The organism is Lachnoanaerobaculum gingivalis (genome assembly GCF_003862475.1).
Taxonomy (GTDB): Bacteria; Bacillota; Clostridia; order Lachnospirales; family Lachnospiraceae; genus Lachnoanaerobaculum; species Lachnoanaerobaculum gingivalis.
Map to the genome: position 1 here is coordinate 61,123 of NZ_RRCO01000003.1, position 17,527 is coordinate 78,649.

At 34.0% G+C, this 17,527-nt stretch carries 18 protein-coding genes; all 18 read right to left on the reverse strand.

Translation table 11 applies throughout. From position 1 onward, the window contains the following. Positions 1-70: 70 nt before the first annotated feature. Complete coding sequence (locus EHV10_RS07195) at positions 71-715, reverse strand: D-sedoheptulose-7-phosphate isomerase (protein WP_128674063.1); 645 nt, start codon at positions 713-715, stop codon at positions 71-73. A 33-nt stretch (positions 716-748) separates the two neighbouring features. Continuing rightward, positions 749-1,108, reverse strand: a complete 360-nt coding sequence (locus tag EHV10_RS07200; protein ID WP_128674064.1) for a polysaccharide biosynthesis C-terminal domain-containing protein — start codon at positions 1,106-1,108, stop codon at positions 749-751. Positions 1,109-1,164: 56 nt separating this feature from the next. Then, positions 1,165-1,575: a GtrA family protein gene (locus EHV10_RS07205; RefSeq protein WP_128674065.1), complete on the reverse strand. Its 411-nt coding sequence runs from the start codon at positions 1,573-1,575 to the stop codon at positions 1,165-1,167. After that, the gene (locus EHV10_RS07210) at positions 1,568-2,314 is read right to left on the reverse strand and encodes a glycosyltransferase family 2 protein (protein WP_128674066.1); all 747 of its coding nucleotides are present in this window, start codon (positions 2,312-2,314) and stop codon (positions 1,568-1,570) included. The genes EHV10_RS07205 and EHV10_RS07210 overlap by 8 nt, the downstream gene beginning before the upstream one ends. Before the next feature lie 8 nt (positions 2,315-2,322). Next, positions 2,323-3,207 carry a sugar nucleotide-binding protein gene (locus EHV10_RS07215; RefSeq protein ID WP_128674067.1) on the reverse strand — a complete coding sequence of 295 codons (885 nt, stop codon included), beginning with the start codon at positions 3,205-3,207 and terminating at the stop codon, positions 2,323-2,325. 8 nt (positions 3,208-3,215) lie between these two features. Then, on the reverse strand, positions 3,216-4,457 hold the full coding sequence (locus EHV10_RS07220) for a protoporphyrinogen/coproporphyrinogen oxidase (protein ID WP_128674068.1): 1,242 nt from the start codon (positions 4,455-4,457) through the stop codon (positions 3,216-3,218). A 99-nt stretch (positions 4,458-4,556) separates the two neighbouring features. Next, positions 4,557-5,594, reverse strand: a complete 1,038-nt coding sequence (locus tag EHV10_RS07225; protein WP_128674069.1) for a GDP-mannose 4,6-dehydratase — start codon at positions 5,592-5,594, stop codon at positions 4,557-4,559. A gap of 12 nt (positions 5,595-5,606) precedes the next feature. Further along, a complete protein-coding gene (locus tag EHV10_RS07230) occupies positions 5,607-6,620 on the reverse strand; it encodes a GHMP family kinase ATP-binding protein (protein ID WP_128674070.1) in 1,014 nt (337 codons plus the stop codon). 503 nt (positions 6,621-7,123) lie between these two features. Then, positions 7,124-9,796: a glycosyltransferase gene (locus tag EHV10_RS07235; protein WP_128674071.1), complete on the reverse strand. Its 2,673-nt coding sequence runs from the start codon at positions 9,794-9,796 to the stop codon at positions 7,124-7,126. A 9-nt stretch (positions 9,797-9,805) separates the two neighbouring features. After that, positions 9,806-10,786, reverse strand: a complete 981-nt coding sequence (locus EHV10_RS07240) for a glycosyltransferase (RefSeq protein ID WP_128674072.1) — start codon at positions 10,784-10,786, stop codon at positions 9,806-9,808. Positions 10,787-10,799: 13 nt separating this feature from the next. After that, positions 10,800-11,873, reverse strand: coding sequence for a glycosyltransferase family 2 protein (locus EHV10_RS07245; RefSeq protein WP_128674073.1), 1,074 nt, complete (start codon positions 11,871-11,873; stop codon positions 10,800-10,802). After that, positions 11,866-12,609, reverse strand: coding sequence for an ABC transporter ATP-binding protein (locus EHV10_RS07250; protein ID WP_128674074.1), 744 nt, complete (start codon positions 12,607-12,609; stop codon positions 11,866-11,868). Before EHV10_RS07250 ends, EHV10_RS07245 begins: the two co-directional genes overlap by 8 nt. Positions 12,610-12,621: 12 nt before the next feature. Further along, positions 12,622-13,401 carry an ABC transporter permease gene (locus EHV10_RS07255; protein WP_128674075.1) on the reverse strand — a complete coding sequence of 260 codons (780 nt, stop codon included), beginning with the start codon at positions 13,399-13,401 and terminating at the stop codon, positions 12,622-12,624. After that, positions 13,401-13,994 (reverse strand): hypothetical protein, encoded by a 594-nt coding sequence (locus EHV10_RS07260; protein WP_128674076.1) that lies wholly within the window; start codon positions 13,992-13,994, stop codon positions 13,401-13,403. Before EHV10_RS07260 ends, EHV10_RS07255 begins: the two co-directional genes overlap by 1 nt. Positions 13,995-14,003: 9 nt before the next feature. Then, entirely contained in the window at positions 14,004-14,603 is a 600-nt protein-coding gene (locus EHV10_RS07265) for a D-sedoheptulose-7-phosphate isomerase (RefSeq protein WP_128674077.1), read from the reverse strand. Between the two features lie 8 nt (positions 14,604-14,611). Beyond that, the gene (locus EHV10_RS07270; protein ID WP_128674078.1) at positions 14,612-15,556 is read right to left on the reverse strand and encodes an NAD-dependent epimerase/dehydratase family protein; all 945 of its coding nucleotides are present in this window, start codon (positions 15,554-15,556) and stop codon (positions 14,612-14,614) included. A 10-nt stretch (positions 15,557-15,566) separates the two neighbouring features. After that, positions 15,567-16,553, reverse strand: coding sequence for a GHMP family kinase ATP-binding protein (locus EHV10_RS07275; protein WP_128674079.1), 987 nt, complete (start codon positions 16,551-16,553; stop codon positions 15,567-15,569). Positions 16,554-16,674: 121 nt separating this feature from the next. Continuing rightward, positions 16,675-17,517, reverse strand: a complete 843-nt coding sequence (locus EHV10_RS07280) for a glycosyltransferase (RefSeq protein ID WP_243116095.1) — start codon at positions 17,515-17,517, stop codon at positions 16,675-16,677. Positions 17,518-17,527: the final 10 nt, after the last annotated feature.

A 17,527-nucleotide genomic window follows, 5' to 3' on the forward strand; every position in this document is an offset into this window, starting at 1 on the left:
ATACACTATTTCCTCCACTTATTATAACTAAACATTAAATCAGCTTTAAAATTATAGTTAAAAATAAGTTTTAAGCAAAAAATCTCTCCTCAAGCATCAAACATAACGCATGATATACAGGTAAATGTAACTCCTGAATCTTAAAAGTCTCCCTCTCAGGAACAATGATAATCTCATCACAAAATTCCTTCATCTTACCGCCGTCTCTTCCTGACAGCCCTATAGTCTTCATACCTTTTGCCTTGGCAGTTACCAAAGCATATAGAATATTTTCAGAATTACCTGAAGTAGATATACCAAGGAATACATCTCCCTCATTACCGAAGCCGTTCACCTGCTGTGCAAATGACAGTAATGGATTGCAGTCATTTAAGTATGCAGTTGAAAGCCCTACATGACCTGTAACTGCAATCGACGGCAATGCTCCCTGCAGATTGTCAGCTAAAACCGTACCGAGCTTTTCATCTACAGATTTTAACTTGTTTTGTAAATCATCTTGTAACTTTCTAGGCTTTATAAAAGCCTTCATAAGTTCACCAACAATATGCTCCGAATCAGCTGCACTTCCACCATTGCCGGCTACCAACAGCTTACCGTCCTTAGAGTAAGACTCTTCTAAAACCTTATATACCCCAATGATATTGTCTCTTTGTCCTGTAAGACTCGGATATCTTTCAATCAGTTCGTCCAATATCTTTAAAATACTTTCTTTCATATATTCTCCTATATCTAATACTTTATGATTATACTATGAAGTATAACTGTCCATACCACCGTCAGCCAGTTCTACACCTTTATCATACATTGCAACAAGTGTAGTATTTTCCAAATAATCAAAACTATGCATGACATATGGAAGTACTTCAAACATATCTCCATCTTTAAAATCATACTCTTCTACTACGCCGTCCTTTTCAGCAGTAAACTTAAAATGTCCGGAAATAATATAAAAGACTTCTCTATTTATCTTGTGATAATGTCCACCACGAAACACACCTTTTTTTGATGTCACAACATTTATCTGATTATATCCTTCATGTACCAATTGTACAAGAGTTCCTCTGTCATCGTTAAATGTAAAATCAGGCTTTAAAATATTAATTAACATATTTACACTTTCCATATGATAAAAGGTGCTTTCATTATCAGAATACACCTTTTATCTTATTCTTTTTTAAAAATAAAAAACTTACTTGCAATATAATTTATAATGATAACCAAAATATTTATAATTATCTTTGATAATGTATCGTCTAAGCTTATTACGCTAACAAAAAGCCACATCAAAACTGTATCTAAAATACCTGTTGCAAGTCTTGCTGATAAAAAGCCGACAAACTCTTTCATTGCTATTTGAGCTTCCCAGCTCTTGCTTTCAAATACAAAAAGCTTATTTGTAATAAAAGCAAAAATAAAAGCCAAAATCCACGCGATAATATTGGCTATCAAAAAATATTTCTTTCCAAATGTATTTGCTAAAATACGGTAAGATACTATATTGATAGCTGTAGCTCCTACACCAAATACACCATAAAAAAATAATTCTTTATATTTCAACCACAAATTTTTAATCATTAATCAACTCACTTCTCTTTTCAAATTTTACTTTGAAAGCAATCTTTAAATATTTAAAAGTTTGAAGAAGTGAATTTTGTGATTCACCTTCCTGTCTTGCTGCCCAATTGGAAGGAATCTCATGTATCTTAACCTTTAATCGTATAGGCTTTAATGCCGTTTCCAAAAAGAAAGGATGTTTTAACTCCTCCCATTTTATTCTCTGCATAAGCTTAGTAGGAGCAAGCCTATAACCAAATGTAATATCTGTAAGTTTTACACCATAAAAAACAGCAAACATCTTTTGAAAAAAGAAATTAAGGATAAGTTTTATCTTACTATACCCTGCAAAGCTTCCCTTATGTAACCACCTTGATGCTGTAACCATATCGTTTGGAAATCTTTTACCCATTGCAATAAAATCTTTTACATTATGAGGATCCGTTTCCAAATCAGGAGCCATCATAAGTATATGACTTCCTGTAGATTTCATGAATCCGTCAGCAACTGCACCTCCTGCAAAAGGCCTCTTCTGATATAGAATATGAAGTGGTAATCCGGCTTCTTCGCACACCTTTTGGGATTTCTTTATAGCCTCTATACTCTCAGGTAGCGTACGGTCACAAACTACTGCAATAAACTCTTTAATATCATTATGTTCACACTCTTCCAATATTATATCAACTGTTTGATTGAACGAAAAAGATTCATTCAATGTCGGAAGAATGATTGAGACATTTTTAAATTCTTTTGTTTCCACAATTCCTCCTAAATTTCCAAACTTATTTCTTCCAATTTGAATATAGACTTCAGCAACTTATTATCCATTATTGTTGAACTTGCTCTCTTTGCCACAAAAATCCCTTCCGAGTCCTCTACTTTTATAGCTCTAACCAAGTTCTTATCTACTCCAAGTTTCTCGGCAATTATTATACCTACATCATACTTTGACAGAGCCTTATCAGATGAAATATTAACTATCGGATGCTTATCTCCCATTTCAATCAAATCCACAAGATAATCTGCAGCCTGTTTAAATGAAATAGTGGAGCGGTATGAATCACTGAACATGTCCATTCCGTCTCCGAACTTTAAATTCTCCACGATAGAATCGTAAAAATGTTTTTTAGCTGACAACAGACTTGTTCCTATCAAAAAAGGATAACGAACCACTTGATATCCATATGTATTTACTATTTTTTCTGCCAAAGCTTTTTGCTTTCCATATGTATTTACAGGATTTGTTTTATCATCTTCTTTAAATACTTTTCCATCTATACTGTTGCCATAAACACTGTCAGATGACGGATAATAAAATGCACTAACATTTTCCATTGCATTAAGGAAGAAAGATAATGCGGTAACATTAGTATTCCAAGCTGTCCTTGGATTTTTTTCAACCAAGTCCGGATTATGATATGCTGCAAGATATACAATCTTTTTATCTTCACTTTTATACTCATTACAAAAACTATTCACAGCATCAAAATCACAAATATCTAAATTCTTCCATGTGATTCTTTCATCCTTTAATGTATCTCCTACTAAAGAAATATCTCTACAACAAGCTACAACTCTTTCCTGTGTTTTATTCAAAATGGATTTTAGGATATATGATCCTAAAAATCCATTTGCACCAATTATACAATACATAACAACCTCTACAGATCCTTAGTAAGTTCCATTGCATCAAGCATACATAGATCCATATTTTTATAATTCCATGTCGCCCATCTTCCAAGAAGATTAAATGTGGAATCACCCTTAAAGTACTCTTTAATTCCGTTTACATTTGTATCATATCCTTTATCATGAATAACATATGCATACTCGGAGAACTGATGATCGAGAATCTTTTCAAAACCAAGTTCCTTTGGAAGTGTATTGTCATTTACTATATCATCAGTCACCTTAAAACTTGTACCTATCACTTCGAGTGCACCACAGCCTCTGGTTGTATCCGGATTGGCATATGGTGTTAATGCACTTTGATATCCTACTCTATGGCACTTATAATCATGTGACGGTATATATAACCAAGTAATATCTGTCTTTGGACAATCAAACAGTACCGTTGTCAAGCTGTTGTATTTTAGTCCTTTAATCAAGTTTACTACCTTTTCCGGAAGTTCCATTACACCGGGTAGCTCCGGGAGCGGAATTGTACTGATAATCTTATCATATTCTCCTTCACCATTTACATTCCACTTGCCGTTTACCTTTTTAATTGATTTAATTGTAAAATCAGTATGTATATTTAGGCCCTCACCAATTGCATTTACCATAGACTGAATGCCACCGTGAAGCGGATAGTAGAATGATGAATGTGGCATCTTTCTTTCTTTCGGATCTTTCAAAATTACTGAACGAATAATTTCTTTTTTAGTTGGAAGGGGCATCTTCCCTCTCATCCATCCTGTTCCCATATCTTCAAGCGGGTAAGCCCATATCTTTTCGTTATAAGGAATCATATAGAAATCTGCAATGCTTTTTCCAAAGTTCCAAGTCAGCCAATCTTTAAAGTTATCAGGTTCAGGTCCCATCTGTGACAATACAAAGTCATGAACACAATCTACTGCATCATCTGCATCCAATTCGCAAAGTGAAAGTTCAAAAGGATATGATACATACTTACCTGAAAAGAAAATCTTAGCATTACGATCGGTATACTGCCAATTCTCCTTTGGATATATAGAAAAAACCCAATCCATCACTTCCTTATGTTTAGAATTTAAAATATGTCCTCCATGCGGATCATAGAGCATTCCATTTACATAACGGCTCCTTGCAAGACCACCTATAGTGGGATTCTTCTCGTATACAACGACCTCATGTCCTTTATCTTTTAACATTCTTGCAGCACTCAATCCTGATACACCGGCACCTAAAACAGCTATTTTCATTATTACTCCTATCTAGTTACGAAATCAATATTCTTATATTACTCTCTTTATGCAAACAAAGGAAATGTATCAGTACACTACCAATACATTTCCATATTTTTATCTTGTTAAGAATTCATGTCCACCTTTTACTCTATCTCTCCAATAGTTCAAAAGATCTTCCATAGTCTGCTCAAATGGAATCACCGGCTCCCAACCTGTATGAGCAGTAAACTTTCTACAATCCGGAACCTGTAAATCCGCATCAATAGGACGAAGTCTTTCCGGGTCTTCCTCAACTTTAATTTGATCTTTCATAGGTGACATATTAATAAGTGCCTCTAAAGTATCACCTACTTCACATGTATACCTTCCACCAATATTGTAATACTCTCCCGCAACAGGATTCTTTGTTACAAGTATATAGTAAGCTCTAACAGCATCTCTTACATCCGCATATGTACGAAGTGATTTTAGATTTCCAACTTTTACAACCGGTGGAAGCATACCTGCCTCAATCATAGCAATCTGCTTTGCAAATGTAGACTCATGGAAAACATCTCCTCTTCTAGGTCCCGTATGAGTAAACATTCTTGTAGTCATTACAGTCATGCCGAATGCTTCTGCATAATATCTTCCAACAAGATCTGTTCCTACCTTTGAAATGGCATATGGTGAAGCCGGATGGAAAGGACAATCCTCATTTATTCCATCCTCAGGTTTCTTATCTGCCGGAATCTTTCCAAAAACTTCTGAAGATGCACAAACATGAATCACCGGCTTATAACTCTCATCAGCAACCATTGCCGCATGTACGGCTTCAAGCAATCTGCATGTTCCAAGTATATTTGTATTTAATGTATCTATAGGAGCTGTAAAGCTGGTCTGTGGATAACTCTGTGCAGCCAGATGAAAAATATAATTTGGCTTGATTTCTGTAACAACACGATATAGTGACATCTGGTCATTTAAGTCTGCATACTCAAAGAATACTCTATCCTTCTTATTTACTCTATCCAACAGATGATCTACATTGTCAAGCGGACTTCTCCATCTACATACTCCATAAATCTCCCAGTCTGTCTCTTCCAAAAGGAAATCAGCAAGATGAGAGCCAACCATTCCTGTAATTCCTGTAATTAACGCTTTTGTAGACATACTACTCCTTTCTTATGAACCTTCCTTAACAGATTCCAAATCAAAATACTCAGGTCTAAAATACATAATTCTCGTTCCCTCATTTTCAAATTCAAAAGGGACATAGACCAAGTCCTCAAGTGCTTTTTTTACATTTTCTTGATATTCCGGTTCTACATAGAATAACAAGAAACCGCCACCACCGGCACCAAGTAACTTACCACCTGTTGCACCGGCATCTATTGCCTTTTTGTATAAAATATCAATATCATTATTACTGATATCTGATGTAATACCTCTTTTAAGTTTCCAAGTATAATCCAGTAACTTGCCGAATTCCTTCAAATCCGCTTTAGAAACAAGCAACTTTTGAACGTCATCAACCAATGCCTTCATCTCTAAAAGCTCAGCTGTCTTATCCTTTGTAGCTTTCACCTGATTCTTGGCGATATCACTTGAGAATCTTGAAAAACCTGTAAAGAATAACATCAACCTGTTATTCAAATCTTTCTTTCTGTCTGTAGAAAACACCAGTGGTGTAACAGTATATCCGTCATCTCTAAAATCTATTCTGTTAAAACCACCAAACGATGCCGCTATCTGATCTTGGATACCTCCTGCTTCATTACATAGAACTCTTTCTATATAAATTGCATCGTCTGCAAGCTTTCTTTTATCAGCATATTTCCCTTTTAATGCATAGCAGGCATTCAACATACCAACTGCAAATGAAGAACTTGTACCAAGTCCGGATCTTGCCGGAAGATCAGCCTCATACACTACTCTGAGTTCGTGCATATCCAAATATTTCATAATATTTCTAACAGCCGGATGCTGAATTTCATCAATTGTCTTAGTTCTTTCAATTATTCCATATGTTATTTGATTTGAATAATCAAAAAACCTTGGGAGATGACGAACAGTAGTGTAACAATACTTATCAAAAGTCGTTGAAATAACCGCTCCTCCGTGTTCCCTATAAAAGCCTTCGTAATCTGTTCCTCCACCGAAGAAGGACATTCTAAATGGTGTCTGCGCAATAATCATAGTCTCTCCTGCATAACAATATGCACTCCTTTTTTATTTTTTTAACTCCGTGTTCTAATATTAATCTTTACCAACAATAAACTATCATAAAAAACAATAATAATCAAGTTTAGCCAATAAATAATTGAGATTTTCAAGTTTTATTAGTTAGGAATATATGTCGTAACAGTTGATTTTTCATCTTTATATACTTGATGAAAATTATCTTCTAAAATTCTTCTATCACTATCATCTAGATGTATATGTATATCCAACAAATATATTTTTTATATAGCTATAATACTACTATATTTAAATAATACCAGATTTAACGCACTCAAAGAAAAACCTAATACTAAATAACATTCATTATTACTCTTCTCAATGATTTTAATTAAGCAACAACACTTTTAGTATAGCTAAAAGTAAATCTCAACTGTTGTAATTGCATAATTCGTAAACCTTACATTATCTTACAATCAATCCACCACTTGACTACCACACTAATAATGTTCTTACCTTAATCAACTCTGCACTTTCTTAGCAACAATATAAAAATCTTTTTCAGGATCATAACTCTCCGCAGGTAGCTCATAACAATGAGGAGGATTATATGTTCCCCTAGCCATATCATATGGAGAAAATTTCTCAGTAATAATTTCAAAACCAAATTTCTTAAACTTTTCTGACCACCACTCATATGGATGTAAATTTACATGCCAGTTTATACCTGTCTTTTCATCTATATCATCCCAATTTGCAATTGATCCGACAAAAATTCCGCCTATTTTTAAATGATCTCTTATGTTTTTCAAAAGAGTATCTAAGTCAATTTCTCTAATATGTTCCAGCATCTCCCATGCAGAAATGACATCGAATTCTTTCCTTATCCCATCCTTTTTCAAAGTAAAAGGTTTAGTAACATCACATGTAAATAAATTCTTTGGTATAACTCTCCAGTGTGCTCTCTGTTGCTTGAAAGACTCGTCACTACCCTCAAGTCCCACCGCCTCATGCCCACGTAAAAGAGCATCTAATACAATTCCTCCACTTGAGCATCCAAAGTCTGCAAATGCTAATTTATCAATATCTTTGAAATACATCTCACATGCATGAATAAACCTTGGGTATCGTGTATCATCTCTAATTGTACCATGTGGAACAATATGATCATTACTCTCATAGGCTACAGGATATTCAGTTTCCAACTTAATTGCTCCTGAAGTATTCTCTATATGTTTATCTAATAATACAAATATGTCTGAATAGCAAAAATCTATATGCTTATGTACCATAGTGAATCCGTCAACTACTTTATCTGTTATGTTACTTTCCGCTTTCCAAATTCTACCATCAAATATTTGACTCAGATTCTTTTCTGATTCATATGTCCTACTGTCAAATGTTTGGCTCAAATTCTTTTCTGCTTTCCAAATTCTACTATCAAATGATTGATTTATAATCTGTTCAGCCTTATAAATCCTACTATCAAATGTTTGACTTAGATTTTTTTCTATTTCATATATTCTACTTTCAATTATAGAATCAATAGCACTTCTTTGAGAATTTACACTATTCTTCAAAGTCTCAATCTGTTTGTCTAGTTTTTTGAAGGAATATTCAGCTTCCTCTAATAAATCAGTATTGTTATTTTCTTGAATCTGATACAAATACTGCTTTAGCCTGACCTCCAAATCTCTCATATGATTCAAGACATCATTTTTGCTGTCATTCAAATGACCATCTAAATCCCAAATCTGTTTTCTGATTCTATATTTCATCCCATGTTTGAATGGGGAATAAAGCAGTTTTAGAATTTTCTTAACACCTTCTTTGAAAGAAAATGACCTTGCATTTTTAACTTCTTCTATAGGATATTTTTTAAATAGTTCATCAACAGTTAAAATCTCTTCTAGATCGTGACCATATGAGTAATTTCCCAAAACCCATCTCCATCTTCTATTGATAGCCATTAATAAACTCGAGTCTTTATACGCTTTATACTCTATGTTATTCTTTACCATCTCTCTTAAAATGGACTCTTCTACCTTTAGCGCCGACTTTCTTTCATCACTATCCACTTCTTCAAACCTATTTTCCCATCCGGTTAAAAAAGGTATATGCATCTTAGGTACTTCGACGTGTAGATACCTTAATAAATTATTTGATGCAATTTCTGCAGACTCAGCTGATAGAGCATCAAACTTATTTTTCGTAATATTGTCGGCTCCAATTCTGTACTCTCCAAGGACTTCTTTCAAATTATGAAATTTAAATTTATTTATTGCCCTTGTCCATAATTCATAGTCTTCCGCTTTTTTTGTGTTGTCATAGAACAAATTATTATTAAGGAATAAATCTTTCCTAATCATGATAGTAGAATGGCAAACTTCACACCCATATATTAATGCAGCTTTAATGTCTTCATGTTCTATTGCAACCTCATGTACAAAATCATTATCTACCCCGAAATGATGTTGTCTGCTTCCACATAGCCCGTACTCTCTGTTTTTCTCTAAAAAATCTGCTTGTAGCTCAAAGCGATCTTCTCTAGCCAAATCATCTGCATCAATTCTTGCAATATATTTTCCTCTTGCAGTCCTTATACCTTCATTTAAGGATTCTGCTAACCCCAACCTTCTCTCATTTCTAACCAATCTTATTCGATCATCTTCAAATAAGCTGATCACTTCTGCAGTTTCAGGACTGCTCCCTGCTTCATCCATAATAAGCACTTCAAAGTCAGGACAGGTCTGATCAAATACAGACCATAATGTCTCAGCTATGTAGTTTTCACTGTTAAAAGTTGGCATCAATACGGTTATAAGAGGATTTTCTGAAGCAAATTTACTTTGTATGTAAAACTCTTCATGATGAAAAAGAGAATTCTTATATATTATATTTAATTTATTTCTTTCATAATCATTACTGCATGCCGGCAAAAGAAACTCATACTTTTTTTTCATCCTCTGATGACAATTTCTAAAAAATTCTCTTCCTTCATATTTTGATTTTCTCATTATTGAAAAGAAAAAACGCTTCATAATTAAATCCAAATCAACTAATGTCTGTAGGATTTCTTTATCTGATTTTCCAACACAATATGCCGAAAAAGACATAATCTCCCATTCTTCCGGTTTTACTTCCAAACCACTATCTTTAATTTGTCTAATTATCTTATCATCACTATTGTACATATCTCACTCCTAATGCATTTTAAGTACCAATCTTCTTACACTTCTGATAATATTTAAAACATATGCCGATGGTGCTATACCAACTTTTAAAAGTATTCTTTTTAAAATTCCTATATGTTTCATTGATAAATACATTTTCTTATTTTTAACAATATATTCTTTTGATTTGTTTTTATCTTCCATGTCAACATCATAAATCATAACAAATGATAAAATATATTGTAAACTTAATTTGTTTATCAAAATATCATTGTACAAGAAGTCTGCCTTTAATATTCTTCTTATACTAATACTTAGCATATTCATCAAGTCAACCACATGTTTTAATGTGACCCTATTGGCCAACGAACCTTCTCTACCAATCCTATAGTAATAATACGGTTTACCATAGAAAGCAAACCTCTTTGCCGTCAAAATGACTCCGGTGGCAAACTCAATGTCTTCACTGTAAGTTCCTTCCAAAAACAACAATTTATTTTCAAGAAGAAAATTTCTTCTTAAAACATACTGCCATGCATTCCAGTAGTTTCTCCTCTTTTTAAGGAATACCTCAAGATATCCGTTATCACATATTAGCTCTTCACCCTCAATAGTATCAACCTGTGAGATGTTATCGGAATTTCCAACTATATAATAATCTGAGATTACCACATCTAAAGGCATCCTACTCTCCAAGCTTTTCATAAGATTGGAAAACGCTGTAGCATCTATATAGTCATCACTGTCAAAAAAAGCCACATAATCACCAATTGCATATCTTAATCCGACATTTCTTGCATTTGAAAGTCCGTCTCCGTCTTGATTAACTATCCTTACCCTGTCACAATGCTCTCTTTGTATGTCATTTGCAATGTACTCACTTTTATCACATGAAGTTTTTACTACAAGTATTATTTCATAAGAAAAGCCATGACAATCAAGCATTGACTTGATGCAAGTTTTCAGATATTTCTCTACCTGATATACCGGCACAATAATACTTAACAGCATGGCTTTCTCCCTTCTAAAATAATTCTTTTATTTTCTTACAAACTTTTTTTAACTTTGCCTTTACTCCCTTGTTTTCTTTCCAAAAATAATAAAAGCGATTTATATATGGATTCGGATATTTTGTTCTAAAAATAGATTCAATACCACCATCAACATCAACCATTCTATTGAACGGCTCTCCTCCTCTTGCCCATGCCCATTTCGCACGAATAGACTTAAGCAATGCATAGTCATCAAAAAAATTTACTTCTCGATTTCTTTCATAAATTTTTATAAGCACATTTTTCAACAATCCATAGGCTTCTTTCTTCTTATTTTTATCTTTTATTTCAAAATAATCATTCTTCCAGTTATCAAAGAGTACACTCTCATTATCTGAAAGATCAAGCCCTATAGTTCGTTTCAGTGTCTTTGCTACTATTCTACCACTTTCAATGTGAAGTCTTGACTTCTTCTCTAAGGTGATATTATATTCACCTACACGATACTCTCCAAGTACTTCCGAAATATTTGCAATATCACCAAAGTCAATCACCCTGCTCCACAGTTCAAAGTCTTCTGCCAAATATGTATTATCATAATACAAGTCATTTTCTATGAAAGTACTCTTTCTTAACATCAATGTGGAATGACATAAATCACAAAAGAACACCATGTTACTTTTACACTGTTCTACATTTGTAGCAGGTGCATGTATCCAGTCTATATCTACTCCGAAGTGATGCTGATACGAACCTACTACAGCCACATTCATATGACTGTCAAGAAATTCAACCTCTTTTTGAAATCTGTCTTTTCTTGATATATCATCCGCATCCATTCTCGCTATATACTCACCTTTTGCCTCTCTCATACCAAGATTCAGTGACTCTGCCAGACCCAAACGCTTAGCATTTTGAATAACTCTTATCCTAGCGTCTTTTTTTTCATATTCTTTTACTATCTCTGTACATTTCTCACTTGAACCATATTCATTCAATATAAGCATATCCCAATCTGTAAAACTTTGTGCGATTATACTGTCTATACTTTCTCGAATATATTTCTCACTATTATATACAGGCAAAAGTACCGTAACCTTAGGCATGTTCACCTCTCATATATGCTTCATAGGCATCACACATCTCTTGTGTTTCACCATATCCCCTCATATGTCCTTTTTCCAGCCATAATACTTTTGTACACATTTCTCTGATCTGCTCTATAGCGTGTGATACCAAAATAGTAGTCACACCACTGTCAAAAAGTTCCTTCATTCTCTGTTCCGACTTTGCCCTAAAAGACATATCTCCTACTGACAATACTTCATCCAAGATAAGTATATCAGGTTTTACAAATGATGCCAAAGAAAATGCTATTTTTGACTTCATACCTGAACTGAGTTTTCTAAACGCTACATCCTCAAAATCTCTTATCTCTGCAAAATCTATGATTTCATCATATTTGTCTTCAATAAATTTCTTTGTGTAACCCAGAAGTGCACCACGTAGATAAACATTTTCCTTTACAGTCATTTCGTCATCAAACCCCGCTGTCAACTCAAGGAGCGGTGCCACCACACCGTTAACCTTCACACTACCTGATGAAGCCGGCATTATGTTTGAAAGAACTTTCAGTATAGTTGATTTTCCGGAACCGTTTGAACCTATAATACCAAGTAACTCACCCTTTTCTACATGAAAGGTTATATCATCTAGCGCTTTAAATTCTTTTGTAATTACTTCCCCATGCATCTTTCTGATAAAGAACTCTTTTAAGGAAAGCTCTTTAATATCTCCCAGAATATATGTAACAGATACATGATCTACTTCTATCATATTCATAATCTTACCTCTCTAAATGTAGTATAAGAACATGTAGTTGTATTTTTTATACATCCACATACCAATTCGTAGAATAAGCAGAGCATAAAAAATGCAATACAAATGATACGTTAAAGATGGAATATTATTATGTAATACAATCTCACGCAAGTAGTTTATATATACAAATACCGGATTCAAGTAAATAAGCTTTGCTACTATACTTCCTTCAAATATCTTCACATCGTAAAATATCGCTGTAAAGTACATCAAAGCAAGTGTAAATATATCATAAAGATACTGCACATCTTTAAAGAAGACAAACATTGCCGACAATATCAAACCGGTACCTACTATAAGAACAAACAAGCATATAATTGGAAAGATGATAAATATAAACTTCCAAGTTATTGTTACTCTATATGCTATTACAAATATAAAAAAAATCACAAGTGTAAGCAGGAAGTTGATTGAAGCAGCCATTATCTTTGATATAAGGAACAAGTACTTCGGTGCATTTACCTTTGTTATTATACCGGCATTTGATGTAATAGATTGCATGCCGTTGTCTGTAGCCTCTCTGAAGTAGTTGAACATCAGCTGTCCTGCAAACATATAAATAGTATAGTGCTCCATACTGTCTCCAAAGACTCTGTCAAACACAAAGCTCATAACAAGGAGCTGAAATAGTGGGGCAATCATACTCCAAAGTATACCAAGGACGGATCTTTTATATCTTTTATTGAAATCTCGCTTTACCAGTTCACTAAACATGAACTGGTATTGTTTTATTTTATTCATGAACATATTCATTAATTGCCACCAACAATACCTATGAGTATATTAAGAAATGGATACTTTTTTAAAAGTCCACTCTCATCACTAACATCAACCTCAAGGTTCATCCAGCTGTCAGACTCAGAATCTACATAACCATCAAACTCTTGTTTATCTTGTTTATCTTGCTTATATTGTTCCGATACAACTTCAGCTTTACCTTGCCATTTATTCTGTTTTAGGACAAACACAATTTTGTCAGTGCAATTAAAATCCGCTTGAATACTATCCTTCAAGTCATCAGGTTTATCATAATCTCTCCAAAGCAATCCGTCATCCTTTTCAATCCAACCCTTTGAAAAAATTTCTTTTGGCTTTTTACTCTTTCCATTTATAATGACTTCCTTCAAAAAAATTTCCTTACCCTCAGCTTTTTCATTTTTCTCTCCGGTTGCAATTATACTAACATCATTCTTAAGCTTTATATTTATGAAAAGAGCTGTACTAAATATTACAGCTAAAACTAGCAGCACCGGCAACGCCTTCTTTACTGTCTTAGAAATAGATTGAGGAATTGCCAATATGACAATTCCAACAATCAATAATAATGTTAAAAAAAGATTCCCCATCTTCTCTTCCTATACTCTTAAATGATCTTTACCCGCTAAAGTTTTATAAAAAATACTCATGATAAGATGATCGTATATCATATGTATATCTTCTGTTACCTGCATACTCATTACATCAGCACATAGTGAAACATCTGACATTTCCTTCAACTTACCACCGTCATAGCCTGTAATTCCTATTATCTTATTGCCACAAGACTTGGCATATTCTACTGCATTCAATACATTCTTAGAGTTACCGCTTCCGGAGATTGCCATAACAATATCTCCTTCTTTTATTACTCCCTCAAGCTGGAAACGGAATACTTCCTCAAATCCGATATCATTTGCAATAGCCATCATAGTGGCAACATTGTCATTAAGACAAAGAAGTTTAAACTTAGGCTCTCCCTTTTTAAACAGATACTCACTCACACCTTTATTAAAATCATTTTGATAATGTGATGCGGTAGCGGAACTTCCACCGTTACCGAATACAAAGATGGTTCCTTCTGCCTTTCTTGTATCATCCATCAAATTCATAGCCCTATTAATATCTTCTACATTTAATTTTTTTAATGTTTCTATTTCAAGTTCAATATAATCTTTAATACTTTTTGTATAATCCATTTTCACCTCTAATTCATCTTTAATACATTTTCTACAGTAAGTGCTACCGACTCATCCGACTCATGTTTTGCCTTCCAACCTGCTGCATGAATCTTAGAAAGGTCATACTGGAATTTAGGTACATCACCCTTCCATCCACCTTTTCCTCCTGTATATTCGTAAGGTATTCCTGTAAGCCCCATCTTATCTACAACTATATCAGCAATTGTCTTTACACTGCTTTGTGTACTTACTCCAAGATTATAAAGTGTGATTCCTGTGTCCTTCACATCTTTAAACTGCATTATTGCCTCTACCAAGTCAAGTACATAAATATAAGGTTTACACTGTGTTCCGTCTCCAAGTATTCTTAAATGACTTGGATCATCCTTAAGTCTCTTCACAAAGTCAAATATAACTCCGTGAGTGAGTCTTGGCCCTATAACATTTGGAAATCTGAATATCAGCGCCTTAATGTCATTCATATAGCTGTAGGCTGATATAAGCGCTTCTGAACCAAGCTTTGCTGCTCCGTAATATGATATAGGACGAAGATTCGGCTCATCCTCAGATACATTCTTTCCTTCTTTCTCTCCATAAACTGCAGAAGTTGAAGCAAAGAAAAATTTCTTTACATCATACTTTCTCATAGCTTGAAGAAGCTCAAATGTTGTTGAGTATGTATTTTCATACTCTATAGCAGGGTCATTTGCGCTTGCCTGAATATCAGAGTTTGCGGCCAAATGAAATACATACTCGAAGTTCTCTTTTTCAAATACAGCCTCAAGCTTTTCTCTGTCACAAAGATTTTGCTCATAGAATTTAAACTTCGGATTGTCCATCAAATGCTCAATATTCTTCTTTGTTCCAATAAAGAAGTTATCGATACATACTACATCATTACCCTCTGCAAGTAAACTGTCTATCAAGTGACTACCTATAAATCCTGCACCACCTGCAACTAATACTTTCATAGTTTCTCCTTTAATTCCAATACTTATCTCCAATGTAGATTACACTGGTTCCGTCTCTCTCAAATGAAAAATCCAGTTCTTTAAGTCCGATAGCTTTCTTAAGCTGCGCTTGTTTTTCTTCTTCACAGTAAAACAGAAGGAATCCTCCACCACCGGCACCCAAAAGCTTTCCGCCCAAAGCACCGTTTTTCATAGCAATTTCATACGCCTCATCTATTGCCGGATTTGCAATGCCTGATGCCAGCTCTTTCTTTAATTGCCATCCCTCATCCAGAATTTTTCCAAATGATGAAATATCATTACTTTCCAAAGCTGTTTTCATATCCTTTGCAAGACCACACATCTTCAGCAGATTTTTCGCCTTGTCCTCTGAAGTTATATTTTTTGTCTGCTCTGCCAATATAGTATTTGCAGAACGTGTTGTACCTGTGTAGAACATCAACAGGTTTTTCTGTAATTTTTTATATATCTTTCCATCCATCATTATAGGCTCATGTGAAACAGAACCGTCCTGATTGAATTTTATAAAGTTTAGTCCACCAAGTGCTGCACCGTATTGATCTTGCTTTCCTATCGGATTTCCAAGTTTTTCAATCTCTACTTCACAAGCCAAAGCTGCAAGCTTATTCTTTGAAACAAACTTTCCATTATAGCAATTAAGTGTATTCAAAAGTCCTACAGTAAAGGTACTTGACGACCCCAATCCGGTTCCTCCCGGGATATCTGCTGTAGATGTTATCTCCACTCCATGAACATTCATATCACCAAGAACCTGTCGGAAAATTCGATGTTTTATTTGAGAAATCTCATCCACAAGTTCATTTTCAGAATACTTAAGTAATGTTTGATTCTCATTAAAATATGGATGAATTGAAATATAGCAATATTTATTGATAGATGTACTAAGTACACATCCACCATATTTTTCATAAAAATTAGCCATATCGCTTCCACCACCACAAAAACTTACTCGAAATGGGGTCTTTGTAATAATCATACTTCTCTCCTTATATCAATCTCTTTGATCAATGTATATAATCGTCTGACATTATAGCATAGTTTACTTTTATATAAAAGCATTTTTACCGAAATGCTTTACCGTCTGTTCTAACTATCCTTTATTTTTTTCTTAAAATTTTATAAATACAACCTCTTATATTATTCGGTGGCAACGTAATCATTGCTGTAAATATCACTCCTGATATTAGTTCAAATATATTTGTATATCCCAGTTTATTCTGTATCTTCCTAAGTTTACAGTATGTAACGAAGTATTCCCATCCTCCCCTTCTATTTGCAAAGTTTCCAAGCCGTGCATTAACTAATACTTGATCTATATTACCGATTTTATATCCTTTTGCAAGCATTCTACTCCAGAGATAGTAATCTTCCAACCCCTTCATAGGCTTATATCCTCCGGCATCAAGCACATCTTTTTTCCTAAAGAAAACTGTCATATGATTTAAAGGATTTCTGTATTTACCGTACTTATAAAGTTCTTCATAATTTAGCGGCATTGTCTTTGTTCTTATTACTTTACCTTCCTTAACAAACTCATTTATATATCCGCCTACCACCGATACTTGAGAATTATTTTTTATATAATTCACCTGTTTTTCAAGTCTGTCACTTACTGCTATATCATCGCTGTCCATTCTGGCAATATAGTCGCAATCACATTTTTCCAGTCCTGTTTGTAGGGCTGTTCCAAGTCCCATATTTTTTTCTAACTGTATACATGTGAAATCTATATTGCTTTCATTAAACTTTCTTATCTCTTTGGATATTATAGTTTCAAGTTCTTCGGTCAATAATCCGTCTTTTACCAATATTACTTCCCTTGGTTTTAACGTCTGATTATATATACTTTCCAATGCTCTTTCCAGGAATTCGGGTTTTTCCTTTATATAAACAGATATTAACACTGAATATTCCAAATTCACTTCCTCTTTCATAATCATTTAAGCTTCT

Excerpts from the sequence above, each read along its gene's own strand:
- EHV10_RS07195 (WP_128674063.1), bottom strand. The coding sequence starts at position 715 with ATGAAAGAAAGTATTTTAAAGATATTGGACGAACTGATTGAAAGATAT.
- EHV10_RS07200 (WP_128674064.1), bottom strand. The coding sequence starts at position 1,108 with ATGTTAATTAATATTTTAAAGCCTGATTTTACATTTAACGATGACAGA.
- EHV10_RS07205 (WP_128674065.1), bottom strand. The coding sequence starts at position 1,575 with ATGATTAAAAATTTGTGGTTGAAATATAAAGAATTATTTTTTTATGGT.
- EHV10_RS07215 (WP_128674067.1), bottom strand. The coding sequence starts at position 3,207 with ATGTATTGTATAATTGGTGCAAATGGATTTTTAGGATCATATATCCTA.
- EHV10_RS07220 (WP_128674068.1), bottom strand. The coding sequence starts at position 4,457 with ATGAAAATAGCTGTTTTAGGTGCCGGTGTATCAGGATTGAGTGCTGCA.
- EHV10_RS07225 (WP_128674069.1), bottom strand. The coding sequence starts at position 5,594 with ATGTCTACAAAAGCGTTAATTACAGGAATTACAGGAATGGTTGGCTCT.
- EHV10_RS07230 (WP_128674070.1), bottom strand. The coding sequence starts at position 6,620 with ATGATTATTGCGCAGACACCATTTAGAATGTCCTTCTTCGGTGGAGGA.
- EHV10_RS07235 (WP_128674071.1), bottom strand. The coding sequence starts at position 9,796 with ATGTACAATAGTGATGATAAGATAATTAGACAAATTAAAGATAGTGGT.
- EHV10_RS07240 (WP_128674072.1), bottom strand. The coding sequence starts at position 10,786 with ATGCTGTTAAGTATTATTGTGCCGGTATATCAGGTAGAGAAATATCTG.
- EHV10_RS07245 (WP_128674073.1), bottom strand. The coding sequence starts at position 11,873 with ATGCCTAAGGTTACGGTACTTTTGCCTGTATATAATAGTGAGAAATAT.
- EHV10_RS07250 (WP_128674074.1), bottom strand. The coding sequence starts at position 12,609 with ATGAATATGATAGAAGTAGATCATGTATCTGTTACATATATTCTGGGA.
- EHV10_RS07255 (WP_128674075.1), bottom strand. The coding sequence starts at position 13,401 with ATGAATATGTTCATGAATAAAATAAAACAATACCAGTTCATGTTTAGT.
- EHV10_RS07260 (WP_128674076.1), bottom strand. The coding sequence starts at position 13,994 with ATGGGGAATCTTTTTTTAACATTATTATTGATTGTTGGAATTGTCATA.
- EHV10_RS07265 (WP_128674077.1), bottom strand. The coding sequence starts at position 14,603 with ATGGATTATACAAAAAGTATTAAAGATTATATTGAACTTGAAATAGAA.
- EHV10_RS07270 (WP_128674078.1), bottom strand. The coding sequence starts at position 15,556 with ATGAAAGTATTAGTTGCAGGTGGTGCAGGATTTATAGGTAGTCACTTG.
- EHV10_RS07275 (WP_128674079.1), bottom strand. The coding sequence starts at position 16,553 with ATGATTATTACAAAGACCCCATTTCGAGTAAGTTTTTGTGGTGGTGGA.
- EHV10_RS07280 (WP_243116095.1), bottom strand. The coding sequence starts at position 17,517 with ATGATTATGAAAGAGGAAGTGAATTTGGAATATTCAGTGTTAATATCT.